Annotated in this window: 12 protein-coding genes; 4 read left to right on the top strand and 8 right to left on the bottom strand. The window is 72.3% G+C overall.

What is annotated here, in order from left to right:
* Window positions 1–49: 49 nt before the first annotated feature.
* Window positions 50–1816: a 2-isopropylmalate synthase gene (gene leuA / locus ACJ5H2_RS13880; protein ID WP_408895995.1), complete on the bottom strand. Its 1767-nt coding sequence runs from the start codon at window positions 1814–1816 to the stop codon at window positions 50–52.
* A gap of 199 nt (window positions 1817–2015) precedes the next feature.
* On the opposite strand from leuA, the gene ACJ5H2_RS13885 reads away from it, so the two are divergent.
* Genes ACJ5H2_RS13885 through ACJ5H2_RS13900 form a run of 4 tightly spaced genes read left to right on the top strand, consistent with a single transcriptional unit; the run spans window position 2016 to window position 6524 of the window.
* Window positions 2016–4304: a catalase gene (locus ACJ5H2_RS13885; protein WP_408895996.1), complete on the top strand. Its 2289-nt coding sequence runs from the start codon at window positions 2016–2018 to the stop codon at window positions 4302–4304.
* Between the two features lie 9 nt (window positions 4305–4313).
* Window positions 4314–4823 carry a flavodoxin family protein gene (locus tag ACJ5H2_RS13890; protein ID WP_408895997.1) on the top strand — a complete coding sequence of 170 codons (510 nt, stop codon included), beginning with the start codon at window positions 4314–4316 and terminating at the stop codon, window positions 4821–4823.
* A 42-nt stretch (window positions 4824–4865) separates the two neighbouring features.
* The gene (locus ACJ5H2_RS13895; RefSeq protein WP_408895998.1) at window positions 4866–5669 is read left to right on the top strand and encodes a septum formation family protein; all 804 of its coding nucleotides are present in this window, start codon (window positions 4866–4868) and stop codon (window positions 5667–5669) included.
* A 12-nt stretch (window positions 5670–5681) separates the two neighbouring features.
* On the top strand, window positions 5682–6524 hold the full coding sequence (locus ACJ5H2_RS13900) for a septum formation family protein (protein WP_408895999.1): 843 nt from the start codon (window positions 5682–5684) through the stop codon (window positions 6522–6524).
* On the opposite strand, the gene era is transcribed toward ACJ5H2_RS13900, so the two are convergent.
* The 7 genes from era to ACJ5H2_RS13935 form a co-directional block, all read right to left on the bottom strand.
* Window positions 6521–7594, bottom strand: a complete 1074-nt coding sequence (gene era, locus ACJ5H2_RS13905) for a GTPase Era (RefSeq protein ID WP_408896000.1) — start codon at window positions 7592–7594, stop codon at window positions 6521–6523. The genes ACJ5H2_RS13900 and era overlap by 4 nt on opposite strands.
* 16 nt (window positions 7595–7610) lie before the next feature.
* Window positions 7611–8405, bottom strand: coding sequence for a siderophore-interacting protein (locus tag ACJ5H2_RS13910; RefSeq protein ID WP_408896001.1), 795 nt, complete (start codon window positions 8403–8405; stop codon window positions 7611–7613).
* A 37-nt stretch (window positions 8406–8442) separates the two neighbouring features.
* Complete coding sequence (locus tag ACJ5H2_RS13915) at window positions 8443–8862, bottom strand: DUF6916 family protein (RefSeq protein WP_408896002.1); 420 nt, start codon at window positions 8860–8862, stop codon at window positions 8443–8445.
* A gap of 76 nt (window positions 8863–8938) precedes the next feature.
* Window positions 8939–9460, bottom strand: coding sequence for a phage tail protein (locus ACJ5H2_RS13920; protein WP_408896003.1), 522 nt, complete (start codon window positions 9458–9460; stop codon window positions 8939–8941).
* A 9-nt stretch (window positions 9461–9469) separates the two neighbouring features.
* Window positions 9470–9991, bottom strand: a complete 522-nt coding sequence (locus ACJ5H2_RS13925; protein WP_408896004.1) for a phage tail protein — start codon at window positions 9989–9991, stop codon at window positions 9470–9472.
* A 9-nt stretch (window positions 9992–10000) separates the two neighbouring features.
* Window positions 10001–10501, bottom strand: a complete 501-nt coding sequence (locus ACJ5H2_RS13930) for a phage tail protein (RefSeq protein WP_408896005.1) — start codon at window positions 10499–10501, stop codon at window positions 10001–10003.
* A 55-nt stretch (window positions 10502–10556) separates the two neighbouring features.
* Window positions 10557–16100 carry an Ig-like domain-containing protein gene (locus tag ACJ5H2_RS13935; RefSeq protein WP_408896006.1) on the bottom strand — a complete coding sequence of 1848 codons (5544 nt, stop codon included), beginning with the start codon at window positions 16098–16100 and terminating at the stop codon, window positions 10557–10559.
* Window positions 16101–16107 lie beyond the last annotated feature (7 nt).

Consider the following 16107-nt stretch of genomic DNA (forward strand, 5'->3'; position numbering starts at 1 on the left):
CCGAGTCCTGCGGCTCGCTGCGCTCGCACCTCGACCACCGAGCTCCCCGTCAGCCGATCGGCTCGACCGGAGCGGCGGGGATGGTGGTCGCCCGCGCACGGTTGGCGGCGCAGACGACCGCGCGGAGCGAGGCCGTGACGATGTTGTGGTGGATGCCGATGCCCCACACGATCTCGCCCGCGATCTCGCACTCGACGTACGCCGCGGCGAGCGCGTCGCCACCCGAGGAGAGGGCGTGCTCGGCGTAGTCGAGGACGCGGATGTCCGCGCCGGCCTGACGCATCCCGTCCACGAACGCGGCGACCGGGCCGTTGCCCATGCCGGTGAACGTCTGCTCCTCGCCGCGGACCACCAGGCGCACCTCCTGGCGGTCGTCGCCGTCCTCGCTGGTGACCGACGAGAAGGACACGAGGCTGTAGGGCTCCTCGCGGTCGAGGTACTCCGCGCGGAAGATCGTCCAGATGTCCTCGGGGGTGACCTCTCCGCCCTGCGCGTCGGTGCGCTGCTGGATGACCCGGCTGAACTCGATCTGGGCGCGGCGCGGCAGGTCGAGGCTGTGCTCGGCCTTGAGGACGTAGGCGACGCCGCCCTTGCCGGACTGGCTGTTCACCCGGATGACCGCCTCGTAGGTGCGGCCGACGTCCTTGGGGTCGATCGGCAGGTAGGGCGCCTCCCACGGGATCTCGCCGACCGGCTTGCCCTGCTCGGCGGCGATCCGGTCGAGGTCCTCCAGGCCCTTCTTGATCGCGTCCTGGTGCGAGCCGGAGAAGGCGGTGTAGACCAGGTCGCCCGCCCACGGGTGGCGCGGGTGGACGGGCAGCTGCGTGCAGTACTCGACGGTGCGGCGGATCTCGTCGATCTCGGAGAAGTCGACCTGCGGGTCGATGCCCTGGCTGAACAGGTTCATGCCGAGGGTGACCAGGTCGACGTTGCCGGTGCGCTCACCGTGGCCGAACAGGCAGCCCTCGACCCGGTCGGCGCCCGCCATCAGCGCGAGCTCCGTGGCGGCGACCGCCGTGCCCCGGTCGTTGTGCGGGTGCAGGCTGATCACGGAGTGAGCGCGACGCGTCAGCGCGCGGGAGAAGTACTCGATCTGGTCGGCGTAGGTGTTCGGCGTCGACATCTCGACGGTCGCCGGCAGGTTGAGGATGATCTCGCGGCCCTCCTCGGGCTGCCAGACGTCCGAGACCCGCTCACAGACCTCGAGGGCGAAGTCGGTGGGGGTCTGGGTGAAGATCTCCGGGCTGTACTGGTAGCCGAAGTCGGTGCCCGGCAGGAGCTGCTCGGCGTACTTCATGACCCACTCCGTGCCGCGGGTCGCGATCGCGATGCACTCGGCCTCGGTGACGCCGAAGACGACGCGCTGGAAGAGCGGCGCCGTGGCGTTGTAGAGGTGGACGGTCGCCTTGTCGGCGCCGACGAGCGACTCGACGGTGCGGGAGATCAGGTCCTCGCGCGCCTGGGTCAGCACCGAGACGCGTACGTCGTCGGGGATCCGGTCCTCGACGACGAGCTGGCGCACGAAGTCGAAGTCGGTCTGGCTCGCGGCCGGGAACCCGATCTCGATCTCCTTGTAGCCCATCCTCACCAGGAGCTCGAACATCTTCATCTTGCGCGAGGGGCTCATCGGGTCGATGAGCGCCTGGTTGCCGTCGCGCAGGTCGGTGGACAGCCACCGAGGGGCGCGGGTGATCTTCTGGTCCGGCCAGGTGCGGTCCGGCACGGTGACCGGCTCGAAGGCGGTGTAGCGGTGGAACGGCATCCGGCTGGCCTGCTGGCGGGGGACGGTGACGCTCGGCCGTGCGTTGGTGGTCATGACTTCCTCGGGTTCGATGTGGTCGAAGGGCGCCGGGCGCGCGACTCACTCCGCAGCGAGGGGGTCCGGCAGGTCAGACCTCGCTGCGGCCGCTAAGAAGGAGGGCTCGCATCATGACGCGGCCACTCTACCAGCGACCGGTCTCGGCGTGGGTCGCACGGGTACCACGCGGGGACGCCCCCACCCCGGAAGGAACCCCATGGACCCGAAGCAGGTCGCCAAGGACGCTCTCGAGAAGGTGGCCGACGCCGCGGAGAGCGTCGCCGACAAGGCAGCCGCCGTGACCGCCCCCGAGATCCCCGGCGCTCCCGCCGCCGCTCCGCCGAGCCTCGCCGAGCCGACCGAGCCGGTCGACCCCCTCCCGCCGAAGCCCGACCAGTCCGCGCCCGACACCCGGACCGCCACCGGCGCCCCGACCGGGGCCGACCCCCGCGCGGCGGGCCAGCAGGGCCGCTGGCTGACCACGTCGACGGGGACCCGGCTGCGCGACACCGACCACTCCCTCAAGGCCGGCGAGCGGGGTCCGACCCTGCTCCAGGACCACCACCTTCGGGAGAAGATCACCCACTTCGACCACGAGCGCATCCCCGAGCGGGTCGTCCACGCCCGCGGCGCCGGGGCCCACGGATACTTCGAGGGCTACGGGACGGCGGAGCCGGTCTGCCTGGCCGGGCTGTTCGCCAAGGGCAAGCGCACACCGGTCTTCGTGCGCTTCTCCACGGTCCTCGGGTCGCGCGGGTCGGCCGACACCGTCCGCGACACCCGCGGCTTCGCCACGAAGTTCTACACCGACGAAGGCGTGTGGGACCTGGTCGGCAACAACATCCCGGTCTTCTTCATCCAGGACGGCATCAAGTTCCCGGACATCGTCCACGCGGGCAAGCCGCACCCCGACCGGGAGATCCCCCAGGCGCAGAGCGCGCACGACACCTTCTGGGACTTCGTCTCCCTCCACACCGAGGCCCAGCACCACACCCTGTGGAACATGTCCGACCGCGGCATCCCCCGCTCGTACCGGATGATGGAGGGCTTCGGGGTCCACACCTTCCGGCTCGTCAACGCCGCCGGGGAGACGTCACTGGTGAAGTTCCACTGGAAGCCCCGCCTCGGGATCCACTCCCTCACCTGGGAGGAGGCCCAGCTGCTCGGCGGGCTCGACCCCGACTTCCACCGCCGTGACCTCGCCGACGCGATCGAGTCCGGTGCCCATCCCGAGTGGGAGCTGGGCATCCAGGTCTTCGAGGACACCGAGGAGCAGACGTTCGAGGGCATCGACCTGCTCGACCCGACCAAGATCGTGCCCGAGGAGCTCGCTCCGGTGCAGCCGATCGGCCGGATGGTCCTGGACCGCAATCCCACGAACTTCTTCGCCGAGACCGAGCAGGTCGCCTTCCACGTCGGTCACCTGGTCCCCGGGATCGACGTCACCGACGACCCGCTCATCCAGGCGCGGCTCTTCTCGTACGTCGACACGCAGCTCACCCGGCTCGGCGGGCCGAACTTCAACCAGATCCCGGTCAACCGGACGCACGCGCCGGTCAACGACATGCTCCGCGACGGCTTCCACCAGCACGCGGTCCACGCCGGCGTGGCGCCGTACCATCCCAACTCCCTCGACGGGGGCTGCCCGTTCATGGCAGGTGCCGACCTGTCCGACGAGCAGTCCCGAGCCTTCGTCGACGCGGCCCGCAACGTCGCCGGGACCAAGGTCCGGGCGCAGCCGGCGTCGTTCGACGACCACTTCACCCAGCCGCGCCTGTTCTGGCAGAGCATGAGCCCGGTCGAGCAGGAGCACATCATCCGCGCCTACAGCTTCGAGCTGGGCAAGTGCTACGAGCAGGCGATCAAGGAGCGCCAGCTCCAGGCGCTGGCGAACATCGACAGCCGCCTGTGCGCCGAGGTCGCGACCGCCCTCGGCCTGCCGGCTCCGGATCCGGCAGGCGAGCTCGCGGCGGTGACCCCGAGCCCGGCGCTCTCGCAGCTCGCCGGCGGCCCCTGGCCTCCCGACGGCCGGATGGTCGGCATCGTCGTCGACCCCGACGGCGACCTCGACGACGTCGCCGAGGTCCGGTCGGCCGTGCTCGCGGCGGGGATGGTGCCGCTGGTCATCGCACCGCACGGCGGCACGGTCGGCGGGCTGGCTGTCCAGCGCACCTTCGCCACCGCGCGGTCGGTCGAGTTCGACGCCCTCCTGCTCGCCGGATCCCCTGTCGCGGCCCCCGACGCAGTGCCCACCCGGGACGCGAAGGCCGGTGCGGCGCGGACGGCGACCCTCGACCCGCGGGTGGTCCTGCTCCTCGAGGAGGCCTACCGGCACGCGAAGGTCATCGGCGCATGGGGCGAGGGCGTCCGCGCGCTGACCGTCGCCGGCGTGCCCGAGGACGCCCCCGGCGTCGTCACGGGCAGTGCCGGGATCGGCGTGCTCGACGAGGTGCTCGCCCTGGCCGGCACCCACCGGTCCTGGGAGCGCTTCCTGGTCACCGCCTAGCCTGGTGGGGTGGCCCGCCTCCTCGTCGTGCACCACTCACCCAGCCGCTCGATGCAGGCCCTGCTCGAGCGGGTCGTCGCGGGCGCGGGCGACGACGATGTCCAGGCGGGCGCCGGGCCGGACGGGATCGAGGTCGTCGTCCGCCCGGCGCTCGAGGCCAGCGCCGACGACGTCCTGACCGCCGACGGCTACGTGCTGGGCACCACCGCCAACTTCGGGTACATGAGCGGAGCACTGAAGCACTTCTTCGACTCGACCTTCCTCGCCGTCGGTGGCGCACTGGACCCGACCGGCGCCCCGTCCGACGGCGCGGGACAGACCGCGGGCCGTCCGTACGGCCTGTGGCTGCACGGACGCTACGACCTGACCGGGGCGGAGCGGTCGGTGCAGTCGATCGTGGGCGCGCTCGGCTGGCGCCAGGGGTACGACGTCCTGGGCGTCCTCGGCGACCTCGACGACGCGTCGCTGGAGGCGGCCTATGCGCTGGGCGCTACGATCGCCGCACTTCTGACCGACTGACCCGAGGCCCGCCGGAGGGCGACACGAGAGGGGCTGGATCGCGTGCTGCACCGTGCCGCCGTGCTGGTCGCGCTGGCACTGCTCGCCCCGGTCCTGGCGGCCTGCGGCGCGGAGAAGCAGGGCAGCAACACCGACGACGACCTGGTCGACTCCCTCGAGGTCCCGGCGAACGGCGCATGTCGCGTGCTCACGCCCGAGGACGTGGCGCTGACGTCCAATGCCACCCGCACCGTCCCCTGCGCCGAGGAGCACACCGCGGAGACCTTCGCGACCGGCGAGCTGCCCGAGGAGTTCGACGACGCGGACTACGACGACCCTGCGCTGGGGCGGTTCGCCTACACCACCTGCTCCGCGGCGTTCGCCGAGTTCGTCGGCGCCGACGAGAGCCTCGTGCTCCGCACGACCCTGAGCTGGGCCTGGTTCCGCCCCTCGGAGAAGGCGTGGAAGAAGGGCGCGCGCTGGTACCGCTGCGACGTCCTCGGCGGCAGCGCGGCCAGCACGTCGTACCGCCCCCTGCCGGAGACCGCCAAGGGAATGCTGTCCGGACGCCCGCCGGACGTCTGGCTCAGCTGCGCCCGCGGACCCTCCGTCGCCGAGGGCGAGAAGGTGCCCTGCTCGCAGAAGCACGACTGGCGTGCGGTCACCACGGTGAAGATCGGACAGCCCGACGACGAGTACCCCGGCGACCGGGTCATGGAGAGCCGGACCCGCTCGTTCTGCTCCACCTCGGTCAAGGCCTGGCTGAACTACCCGGCGGAGTTCGAGTACGGGTTCACCTTCTTCCACAAGCCCGAGTGGGACGCCGGGATCCGCCGCTCGGTGTGCTGGGCGAGGACGAGTGAGTGACGAGTGGGTGACGTGACGACCAGATTGAGCGCCGGACCACGCCGGGCGCTCGCCGCGGCGGCGGGCCTTCTCGCGCTGACCGGTCTCGCCGCCTGCAGCGGCGGCGACGACGGCGCGAAGGAGCCGCGGGAGGTCCCGTCGACGCAGACCACCGCGGCGGCCCCCGAGCCGAGGCCCGCCGCCGGCGCCTGCTACGCCCTGCCGTACGACGCCGCCGTCGCGCCGACCTCGAAGGTCGAGCCGGTCGACTGCGCGCAGCCGCACACCAGCGTCACCTTCGCAGTCGGCACCATCGACGCCGTGGTCGACGGTCACCTCCTGGCGGTCGACTCGGAGCGGGTCCAGGCCCAGGTGTCCTCGGCGTGCCCCGCTCAGCTGCTGGACCACGTGGGCGGCTCGCTGACGAGCCTGCGGCTGAGCATGATCCGCTCGATCTGGTTCACCCCCACCGTCGAGCAGTCGGACGCCGGCGCCGCGTGGTACCGCTGCGACGCCGTGCTCCTCGACGGCGCCGCGAAGCTGGCCGACCTCGACGGCGACCTCAAGGGGGTCCTCGCCGGCAACGCGCTGCCGGACCGGTACGCGATGTGCGGCACGGCGGCCCCCGACTCCCCCAAGTTCGAGCGGGTGCGCTGCTCGAGCAAGCACTCCTGGCGCGCGATCGAGGTGGTCGCCTTCGAGGAGCGCGACTACCCGGGCGCGAAGAAGGTCCAGGCCGCCGGCCGCACGCGCTGCGAGGACGCCGCGGCCGACGCCGCCGAGGACCCGCTCACGTTCAAGTGGGGCTACGAGTGGCCCACCAAGGAGCAGTGGGCCATGGGCCAGAAGTTCGGCCGCTGCTGGACCGCGGACTAGAACCCCAGCTTGCGCAGCTGCCGAGGGTCGCGCTGCCAGTCCTTGGCGATCTTGACGTGCAGGTCGAGGTAGACCGGGGTGCCCAGCAGCGCCTCGATCTGCTTCCGGGCCGCGGTGCCGACCTCGCGCAGACGGGCGCCCTTCTTGCCGATCACGATCCCCTTCTGGGAGTCGCGCTCGACGTACAGGTTGGCGTGGATGTCGAGCAGCGGCTTGTCCTCGGGCCGGCCCTCGCGTAGACCCATCTCCTCGACCACGACGGCGATCGAGTGCGGCAGCTCGTCGCGCACGCCGTCGAGCGCGGCCTCGCGGATCAGCTCGGCCGCCAGGACCTCCTCGGGCGCGTCGGTGAGGTCGCCGTCGGGGTAGAGCGGCGGGCCCTCCGGCATCAGCCCGACGAGCAGGTCACCCAGCAGCGGGATCTGGTCGCCGCCGACGGAGGAGACGGGCACGATCTCGGCCCACTCCGTGCCGGTCGCGCGGCCCAGCTCGACGATGTCCAGCAGGTGCTCGGCGATCCGGTCCGGCGTGGCGAGGTCGGTCTTGGTGACCACCGCGATCTTGGTGGTACGGCGGACCTTGGCCAGCTCGTTGACGAGGAAGGTGTCTCCGGGGCCGATCCTCTCGTCGGCCGGGAAGCAGACCGCGACCACGTCGACCTCGGCCCACGTGGTCCTCACCAGGTCGTTGAGCCGCTCCCCCAGCAGGGTGCGCGGCCGGTGCAGGCCTGGCGTGTCGACAAGGACCAGCTGGCCGTCCGGCCGGTGCACGATCCCCCGCACGACCGTCCGGGTCGTCTGGGGCTTGTCGGAGGTGATCACGATCTTCTGCCCGACCAGCGCGTTGGTCAGCGTCGACTTCCCGACGTTGGGGCGCCCGACGAAGCAGGCGAAGCCGCTGCGGTAGCCCTCGGGCACGTCGCCCAGGCCGAACACCGGCGCCGCCGGCGGGGGCAGCGCGCCGAAGTCCTCGTCGAACTCGTCCTCGTCGTCGAGCTCGTCCTCGTCGTCGAGCTCGTCGTCGAGCTGGTCCTCGACCTCGGCCTCGTCCGGCTGCTGCTGCTCGTTCACTGCACGACTTCCCTCGTCATTCGGTGGCTCCGGCACTGTCCGCCTGCGCGGCGTCGTAGTCGGCCCAGATCTCCTCGTCGGACTTCCCGGCGGCCTTGCCGGCGCGCCAGATCGGCCCCGGGTCGACAGCACGTGGCTGTCGCTTGGCCACCGATCGCCAGTAGCCCATCACGTCGTAGTGGGTGCTCGGGAGCCGGCGCTCGCGCATCAGGTGCTTGCGGATCGCGCGCATCTGCGCGGACTCTCCCGCCATCCAGAAGTAGCCCGCGCCCGCCGGCCAGTCCAGGTCCTCCACGACCTCGGCGAGGCGGCTCTCGCCGCTGAGCGGCAGCCAGCTGACCTCGGCGGAGGCCGGGAAGTAGCCGTCGATGCGGGAGTCGGCGGGCACCTCGGCGTGGATGCGCACCGGCAGCCGGTCGCCGTGCTCGGCCGCGATCCGCGCCATCGCCGGCAGGGCGGTGAGGTCGCCGACGAGGAGCAGCCACTGCGCGTCGTCGGGCGGCAGGAACGAGCCCTTGGCCTCGGTGAGCGCGACCTGCTGGCCGACGACGTCGCCGGCAGTGCCCGAGGCCCACTCCGTGACCAGGCCGACCTCGTGCACGACCACGTCGAGCACCATCCGCCCGGCCTCGAACGAGCGCACGGTGTAGTAGCGGCTCTGGAACTGGCCGGGCACGACCAGACCGACCCACTCGTCGGCGATGCCGGTCGAGGCGAATCCGGGGACGTCGAGCGTCAGCCGCACCAGGTGCGGGGTCACCTGCTCACGGTCGAGGACCGTGGCGTCGTACTGCTGGGCCCGGGTGCTCACGCGCCCAGGCTAGTGGCGCCGACGACCGGACACCCAGTCAGCGGTTGTTCACGACCGCGCGGTAGGTCCGCCGGGTGTCGTCGGTCGCCACCAGGAACAGCGACGTGGCCTTGAACCGGCGCCGGCGGATCTGGAAGGTGCCCTGGTCGACACCCGGTCGCGGTGCCCGGAAGGTGAGCGCGAAGCTGCGCTCCGACCCCTTGGCGGCCGCCGGCAGGTTGCTCACCCGGACCAGCTTCATCCGCATCCGCATTCCCGGCCCGCTGACGACGAAGCGCTCGCCCCGATGGGGTGTGAAGCGGCGCCGTCGGTAGAGCGTGCGCTTGGCCGTGGACCGAGGAGCGGCCTCCGCGACGGGCGCGGGAAGAGCGGCCGCAGGCGACGGCAGGCCGACGGCGGCCACGACGACGCCGGTGGCGGAGGCACCGAGAACGGTGCGGCGGGTCAGTTCGCTCATCGGCGTGCTCCTCGGGTGGTGCCGTGACGTCGTGGCGTGGCGGTCCGCAGCCGGACGGGCACGCCGGTCTCCACGCTCATGGCCGCTGCGGGAAGATGCCCTGCAGGGCGATGCAGAAGTTCAGCGGCAGGTAGGGCTGCATGTTGTTGTGGGGCAGCGAGCCGCCCGCGACCGCGAGGGCCGTCGGGTCGAGCTGGGCGTTCGCGGACGCCTGGTAGAGCGTGCCTCCGGAGGAGAGGCCGAACGCGGCGTTCGGGTTGGGAACACTGGTGTCCGCGACGTCGACGACGTCGGCGCGCAGGACGTGGCTGTGCGCCGGGATCTCGGACTGCAGCAGGGTCACCTGGGCGCTTCCGGACTGCTCCCCGATGACCCGCGGTGTGAGGCCCGCGCCGTGGCCGTGCTGCAGGGGCGCCCGGCCCTGCAGGTTCGGGAGGGCGAAGGTCGACTTCCCGTCGCCGCCGTACATCGTGCCGAGCAGCGCGAAGAGCGCCGTGTTCTGCGAGATGGGCAGGAGCTGCCCGTCGCAGAACGCCCACCCGGTGGGCGCGAAGGTGAAGGGGAACACGCGGATCTCCGCGAGGAACTGGTCGGTCATGGGCAGGTCCTAGGTCTGGCTCGGGAAGATGCCGAAGAGGGAGATGATGAAGCTGACGCAGAGGAACGGCTGCATGTTCTCGTGGGGCTGTGAGCCGCCGACCGGCGTGATCGCCTGGGCGTGGAAGTTCCCCGTCGGCGTCTCGTTCACATAGGGCACCACGCTGAGCGACATCGCCGGAAGGTTGCCGGCGGGACTGACCTGGGTGCCGGGCTGGCCGCCGATCGCCGTCAGCGGATGGGAGTGCGCGGGGATCTGCTGGCTGGTCAGGGTCACCGACTCCACGCCGGCCGCCTCACCCAGCGGGTACGCCGTTCCCGGCGTCGCGGTCACCTGATGGATCGGGATGCGGCCCTGGAGGTCGGGCAGGTGGAAGGTCTCCTGGCCGTCGCCGCCGTAGGTGGTGCCGATCAGGGTGTAGAGGGCGTCGTACTCGCTGATCATCAGCTGCTGTCCTTGGCAGAAGAGCCAGCCGTTCGGTGCGAAGCTCCCGCCGAACATCCTGATCTCGCCGAGATAGGGCTGTGTCACGGTCCGCTCCTAGCTCTGTGTCGGGAAGATGCCCTGGAGCGCGATGCAGAAGCTCAGGGTCAAGAAGGGCTGCCGGTTCTCGTGGGCCTGGCTGCCTCCCACCGAGCTGACCGTCGCCGGATGCAGGCTGGTCGACGCCGCACCGGGGCGGTAGGCGTTGTTCGCGCCGCCCAGGTAGGCACCGCTCGGACCGGCGGTGCCGCCGGTCGCGAGCGTCGACACGCCGACCTGGTGGGTGTGGGCGGGCAGCTCGCCCATCGTGACCGTGTGGAACTCCTCGCCGCCGGCCTGGCCGAGGCCGTAGCCCGGGCCCTCGTGGACCGGTACCCGCCCGCGCAGGTCGGGCAGGGCGAAGTTCGTCTGCCCGTTGCCGCCGTAGGCGGTGCCGAGCAGAGCGAACAGTGTCTGGTTCTGGTTGATCGGCAGCAGCTGGCCGTTGCACAGTGCCCAGCCCTTGGGCGGGTAGATGAACGACATCAGCCGGATCTCGGCGAGATAGGGCTCGGCCACGGTGGCTCCTGAACTCCTGGTCGGGTGCTGGTGGGGGTGCTGGACGGGGTGCTCGTCAGGGTGCGGGCAGCGGTGGGCACGCCGTGCCGACGAAGCCGCCTCCCCCGGTCCCAGCGGTCTGGGACGTGGTCACCGCGGGCGAGCCGGTGGCGTTCTGTGCCGCGACGAAGGCCCGCACGGCCGTGTCGTCGTTGGCGGCGCCGGAGTAGCCCGGGATCCGGATCGTCGTGGCTTGGCGCTGACGCAGCCGGACGTCGTAGTCGAACGCGGCCGACGGGACGGCGTCGGCACCGCTGGCGGCCAGGATGTTGGCCCGGAGGTCGGCGCAGACGTCGAAGGTGTCACCGGGGAACGTCCCGACGTTGTAGTGCACCCCCTGCTTCGGCACGACGAGGGTGCCGACGGTGGTGCCCGGCTCGGCGATGGTGTTGCCGGTGACGACGGTGCTGACGATGCCGCCCTGGGGAGACGCTCCGCCCCCGGCGAGCACCTCGATCCCGTGGTTGTTGTAGCCGCGGACCTGGTTGCCGGTCACCGACCACTCGGTCGACCCGCCCCCCAGCTGTTGGAGCTTCAGCCCCGAACTCTCGGCGGATCCCGAGTTGGGGACGCCGGCCGCACCGATGGTGTTGTTGGCGAAGGTGCCCCTCTGCCGCGACGGCCCCGTCCCCTTGGCCACCAGGACGCCCGGTCCCACGGCGCCCCGCAGGCTGTTGCCGGCGAGGTTCATCGTGGTGCCGCCCGCCAGTCCGTCCTGGTAGATGGTCACTCCTCCACCGCCGGTGGCGACCGCGGGGTGGGCGTTGGCGAAGGTGTTCCCCGTGACGTCGAGCTCACCGGTCCCGTTGCCGGAGTGGTAGATCGACAGCAGGTCGCCGGCCGCGCTGGAGAAGGTGCTGCCGGTGACGGTCGCCTTCAGCGTCCCGGCGGTGAGCGTGCTCTGGATCGCCAAGGCGTCGTTGCCCGGGCGGCTGCCGGAGACGCCGAAGGTGACGTGGTCGACCGTGACGTCCAGAGTGCCGCTGGCACCGGTGACCCGCAGGTTGTCCTCGTAGCCTCCGCTGACATGGCTGTCGGTGACCGTCACGGCGCCGCTCATCGCATCGAGCAGGATGCTCGAGTCGTCGTAGGGCGAGCTGTCGTTCGTGCCGTTGCTGCCGTTGACGACCGTGCCGGACAGGGTCAGCCCCGCGACTCCGGAGCCGCGGACGCCGTAGTTGCTGTGGTCGTGGATCCACATCCGGGTCAGGGAGGGGGCCTTGGTGTTCGTGAGGACGACTCCCGCGCCGTCGGGCGTCGTGCTTCCGCTGTCGGGGCCGGTGGTGCCGCTGATCGTGCCTCCGGTGCAGCCACTGGTGTCGGCGGCGGTGCAGGTGCCGCCCGTGCCGGTGACGGTGAGTGAGCCGGCGTTGCCGGTGTTGGCGACGAGGATGCCGCCGGCGCCTCCGGTCGAGTCGATCCGCGCGAACGTCACGCCAGCGCCGGAGATGTCGGTGTCGGCGAGCCACAGCGCGCGGCCCGTGCCGGAGACGATGGTGTTGCCGGCGCCGGTGATGGAGAGCGTGCCGCTGGACGTGGCCCGGACGCCATCGCCGCTCGTGGTGACGACGCCGAGGCCGCCGCCGGTGATGCTCAGGGCGTGGCCGTCGCTGGCGGTCATCGAGACGGCGGCGCTCGTGCCCGTGCGGAGGGTCTTGGTCGAGCCAGTCAGGACGGTGCTTCCCCCGGTGTTGCCGCTCAGGGTGATGCCACCCCCGGCATCGGCGGAGTCGGCGAGGGACCCACCGAGGGTGACGGTGCCGCCCGAGCGGCCGGTGACCTCGAGGGTCCCGCCCGTGCCGTCGCCGATCGCGCCGGGGTAGGTGATCGCGCCGCTGCCGCCGTTGACGTCGAACGCGGTCGACTGTGCACCCGCGATGGAGCCGCCGGTGACACTGAACGTTCCGGTCCCGAGTCCGTCCAGGCTCACCCCGGTGGTGCTGCTGGACGCGGACGTGACGGTGTCGAAGGCGAGCTGGGGGCCGGCGGTCGCGCTGACGTCGACGGCCGGGCCACCGACCGCCGAGATGTCGGCGGTCGCGGCGGGCAGCACGGTGACGGTGCCCGCAGACTGCAGACGGAACGCGGGAGCGGTGCTGCCGGTCGTGGTCAGGGCGAGATCGCCGAACGTGGTCGTGCCGGTGGTCGAGACCAGCTCGACCGCTCCGCTGCTCGATCCGGCCACGGTGATGGCGTCGAAGGCGCTCGTGCCGAGGTCGGTGCCGGTCGCGGAGAGCCCGCGCGCCCCGGTGGTGGTGATCCGGACCGTGCTGGCCGGGGTGAAGGTGACCGGGCCGGCGCTGTTGAGCCGAACGCCGACCGACCCGGCGGTCTGGCCGGTGGCGGCGGAGCTGTCGACGATGAGGTCGCCGACCGTGATGCCCGTGGCGAGCCCGTCGACCTCGAACGCGGGCTGGGTGCCCGCGGCGCCGGTGTCGATGATCCGGATGTCGTCGACCGTGCCGCTGTCGCCCGTGCCGGCGGCGATGCCGCTGCCGGCGCCGGACGGCTCGAGCCGGAGTCCGCTCACGAGGTTGCCGGCGGCGAGGGTGACGACGTCCGCGCCGGAGGCGGTGAGCAGCGGGCGTCGGCCGGCGACCCCCGCGGCCAGCACGACGCCGTCCACGACGAGGTCGCGGACCTCGCCGACGAGGCGCTGGCCGGACTTGAGGACGATGCCCGCGTCGTAGCCGGTGCTGGTGTCGTTGCCGGCGTACAGGTAGATCGTGTCACCGGCGTCGGCGGCGCTCTCTGCCTGGGCGAGGGTGTCGAAGGGCGATGCCGAGGTCCCGGTGTTGCCGGGGGCGTCGTTGGAGACGTACCAGACGCAGCCGCTCGCCGGCACCGTCACGGTGGCGGTCCCGGTCTGCGCGCCGCTCGGGTCGTGGTCGCTCACCGTGTAGGTGAAGGTGTCGACGCCGCCGCAGCCGACCGGCGGCGTGTAGACGAAGTCGCCGTCGGGCTGCAGGGTGACCGAGCCGCCCTGACCGGTGGTCCAGGTGCCGGCGACGACCGCGACGGCGGCCGGCGTCTCGACATCCGTCACCCCGGCGAGGAGGTCGCCGCTCACGGTCTTGTGGGGGCCGGGCTCCGACGGCGCCGCGTCAGTGCTGTCGTCGACGACGAGAACGGTGTTGCCGACGGCCGCCGAGCCGACGGGAAGGGTCAGGTCCGCCGCGCTCGGCGCATCGTTCACGCAGGTCACCGTCACCGTCACGGTCGCGGTCGAGCCGCCCGTGATGGTGTAGGCGAAGGTGTCGAGCTCGAGGGCCGGCGGCGTGTTGCAGTAGTCGGGCGCCGGCGTGTAGGTGACTGTCGAGCCGTTGGTGCTGGCCGAGCCGTGGGTGGGCTGGGTGACCGAGACGACGGACGGCGGGCTGTCGCCGATCTGGTCGTTGGCTAGCACGGTGAGCGGGCCGCCGCTGTCCTCCTCGATCGTGATCACGTCGGCGACGGCCGTGGACGGGTCGTCGACGCAGGTGACCGTCATCGTGACCGTGGCCGTCGAGCCGCCGGTGACGGTGTAGGTGAAGGTGTCGAGCATCGTCCCCGGGGGGAGGTTGCAGTAGTTCGCGGCCGGGGCGTACGTGAGCCCGGTCCCTGCTCCGGTGATCGCGACGACACCGTGCGACGGCTGGGTGACGCTCGTGATCTCCAGGCCGGTGCCGTCGGGGTCGGCGTCGTTGGCCAGTACGGCCACTGGCGCGGCCGTGCTGTCCTCCGAGACTGTCGCGCTGTCGTCGACCGCAGCGGGGGCGTCCGCGACGCAGGTCACCGTGACGCTCACGGTCGCCTCGTCGCCGCCGGGAGCGAGCGCGTAGGTGAAGGTGTCCGGTGCCGTGCCGGGAGGTGTGTTGCAGTAGTCCGGTGCCGGCGCGTACGTCAGGCCGGTGCCGCCCCCGGTGATGGTGACCGTCCCATGGCCGGGCTGGCTGGTCGAGGCGATGGTGAAGGTGTCGCCGTCGGCGTCGGTGTCGTTGGCGAGGACGTCGACCGGCGTCGCGGCGGCGTCCTCGGGTACGGCGGTGCTGTCCGCCCGTGCCTCGGGGGCATCGTCGGCACAGGTGACGGTCACGCTCACGACGGCGGTGTCCGAGCCGGGCGCGAGGGTGTAGGCGAAGGTGTCGGGCGTCCCGGGCGGGGTACAGGCGTCGGCGTCCGGCTCGTAGGTCAGGCCGGTGCCGCCGCCGGTGATGGTGACCGTCCCGTGGGCCGGCTGGGTCACGGAGGCGACCTCCCGCCCGCCACCGTCCACGTCGACGTCGTTGGCGAGGACGTCGATCGCCGTGGCGGGAGCGTCCTCCGCGAGAGCTGCGCCATCGTCCACCGCGATCGGCGCGTCGTCGACGCAGGTCACACTCATGGCCACCGAGGCGGTCGCGCCGCCGGGGGTGAGCGTGTAGGTGAAGGTGTCGCTCGATGCCGGCGGCGTGGTGCAGTAGTCGCCGGCGGGTGCATAGGTCAGGCCCGAGCCGCCGCCGGTGACGACGACCGCGCCGTGGGCCGGCTGGGTGACGCTCGCGATGACGAGCGGCTCGTCATCGGCGTCGACATCGTTGGCGAGGACGGGGATCACGGTCGGCGTCGCGTCCTCCGGGACGGTGCCCGCGTCGTCCACGGCGACCGGGTCGTCGCCCACGCAGGTGACGTCGACGGTGACGCGACCGACGTCGGTGCGCCCCGTGCCGTCCGTGACGGTGTAGTCGAAGCGTCCGGCACCGGGTCCGCACCTGTCGGCCGTCGGGATGAACCGGATCGTGGCACCGGTCAGCTCGGCGGTCCCGCCGAACGGGTCCGCGACGGCCGTGACGGCGAGCGGGTCGCCGTCCGGGTCGGTGTCATTGCCCGCCGGCCCGCCGGCGCCGGTGCTGGGCAGGTCGATCGGCGTGTCCTCGTCGGTGGTCACGGTGTCGTCCACGGCGACCGGCCCTCCGGGCGCCGGGGGTGCCGGGGGCGGAGGGTGGGGCGGGCCGTCCCGGTCGTCGCAGCTGGCCCTGACCTGGTCTCCCGAGCCGGGCACGGCGGTGTCGATGCCGCGGCCGCAGCCGACTCCGTCGGCGCCGGGGCCACCGTCGAGACGGTCATCGCCGCGCCCGCCGTACAGTGCGTCGTCACCGCGACCGCCGCGCAGGTCGTCCTCGCTCGCTCCACCGCGGATCTCGTCGTCGCCGGCACCGCCGGACAGGACGTCTGCACCGGGCCCGCCGTAGAGCCGGTCCGCGCCGCCGTCACCGCGCAGCACGTCGTCGCCCGCACTCCCCCAGAGGGTGTCGTCGCCGGGCCCGCCGTCGACGAGGTCGTCTCCGGGTCCTCCGCTGACGAGGTCGTCGCCGGCCCCGGACGAGATCCGGTCGTCACCGCCCCGACCGCAGATCACGTCGCGGGCCGGGGTCCCGGTCAGGACGTCGGGACCGGGAGTGCCACTGATCGTGCAGGCGTTGCGCGCCGGGACGGACGGCGCGGCCGTCACGGCCGGCAGTGCCCCCGCGACGGCGACGGCGACCACCGCGATCCCGCTCGCGGTCCTTGCAGCGCGCGTGAGCGCACGACCGAACGCCATGATGTCC

The organism is Nocardioides pymetrozini (assembly GCF_046058985.1).
In the GTDB taxonomy this organism is placed as follows: domain Bacteria; phylum Actinomycetota; class Actinomycetes; order Propionibacteriales; family Nocardioidaceae; genus Nocardioides.

Excerpts from the sequence above, each read along its gene's own strand:
- ACJ5H2_RS13915 (WP_408896002.1), bottom strand. The coding sequence starts at position 8,862 with ATGAGCGAACTGACCCGCCGCACCGTTCTCGGTGCCTCCGCCACCGGC.
- leuA (WP_408895995.1), bottom strand. The coding sequence starts at position 1,816 with ATGACCACCAACGCACGGCCGAGCGTCACCGTCCCCCGCCAGCAGGCC.
- ACJ5H2_RS13920 (WP_408896003.1), bottom strand. The coding sequence starts at position 9,460 with ATGACCGACCAGTTCCTCGCGGAGATCCGCGTGTTCCCCTTCACCTTC.
- ACJ5H2_RS13935 (WP_408896006.1), bottom strand. The coding sequence starts at position 16,100 with ATGGCGTTCGGTCGTGCGCTCACGCGCGCTGCAAGGACCGCGAGCGGG.
- ACJ5H2_RS13885 (WP_408895996.1), top strand. The coding sequence starts at position 2,016 with ATGGACCCGAAGCAGGTCGCCAAGGACGCTCTCGAGAAGGTGGCCGAC.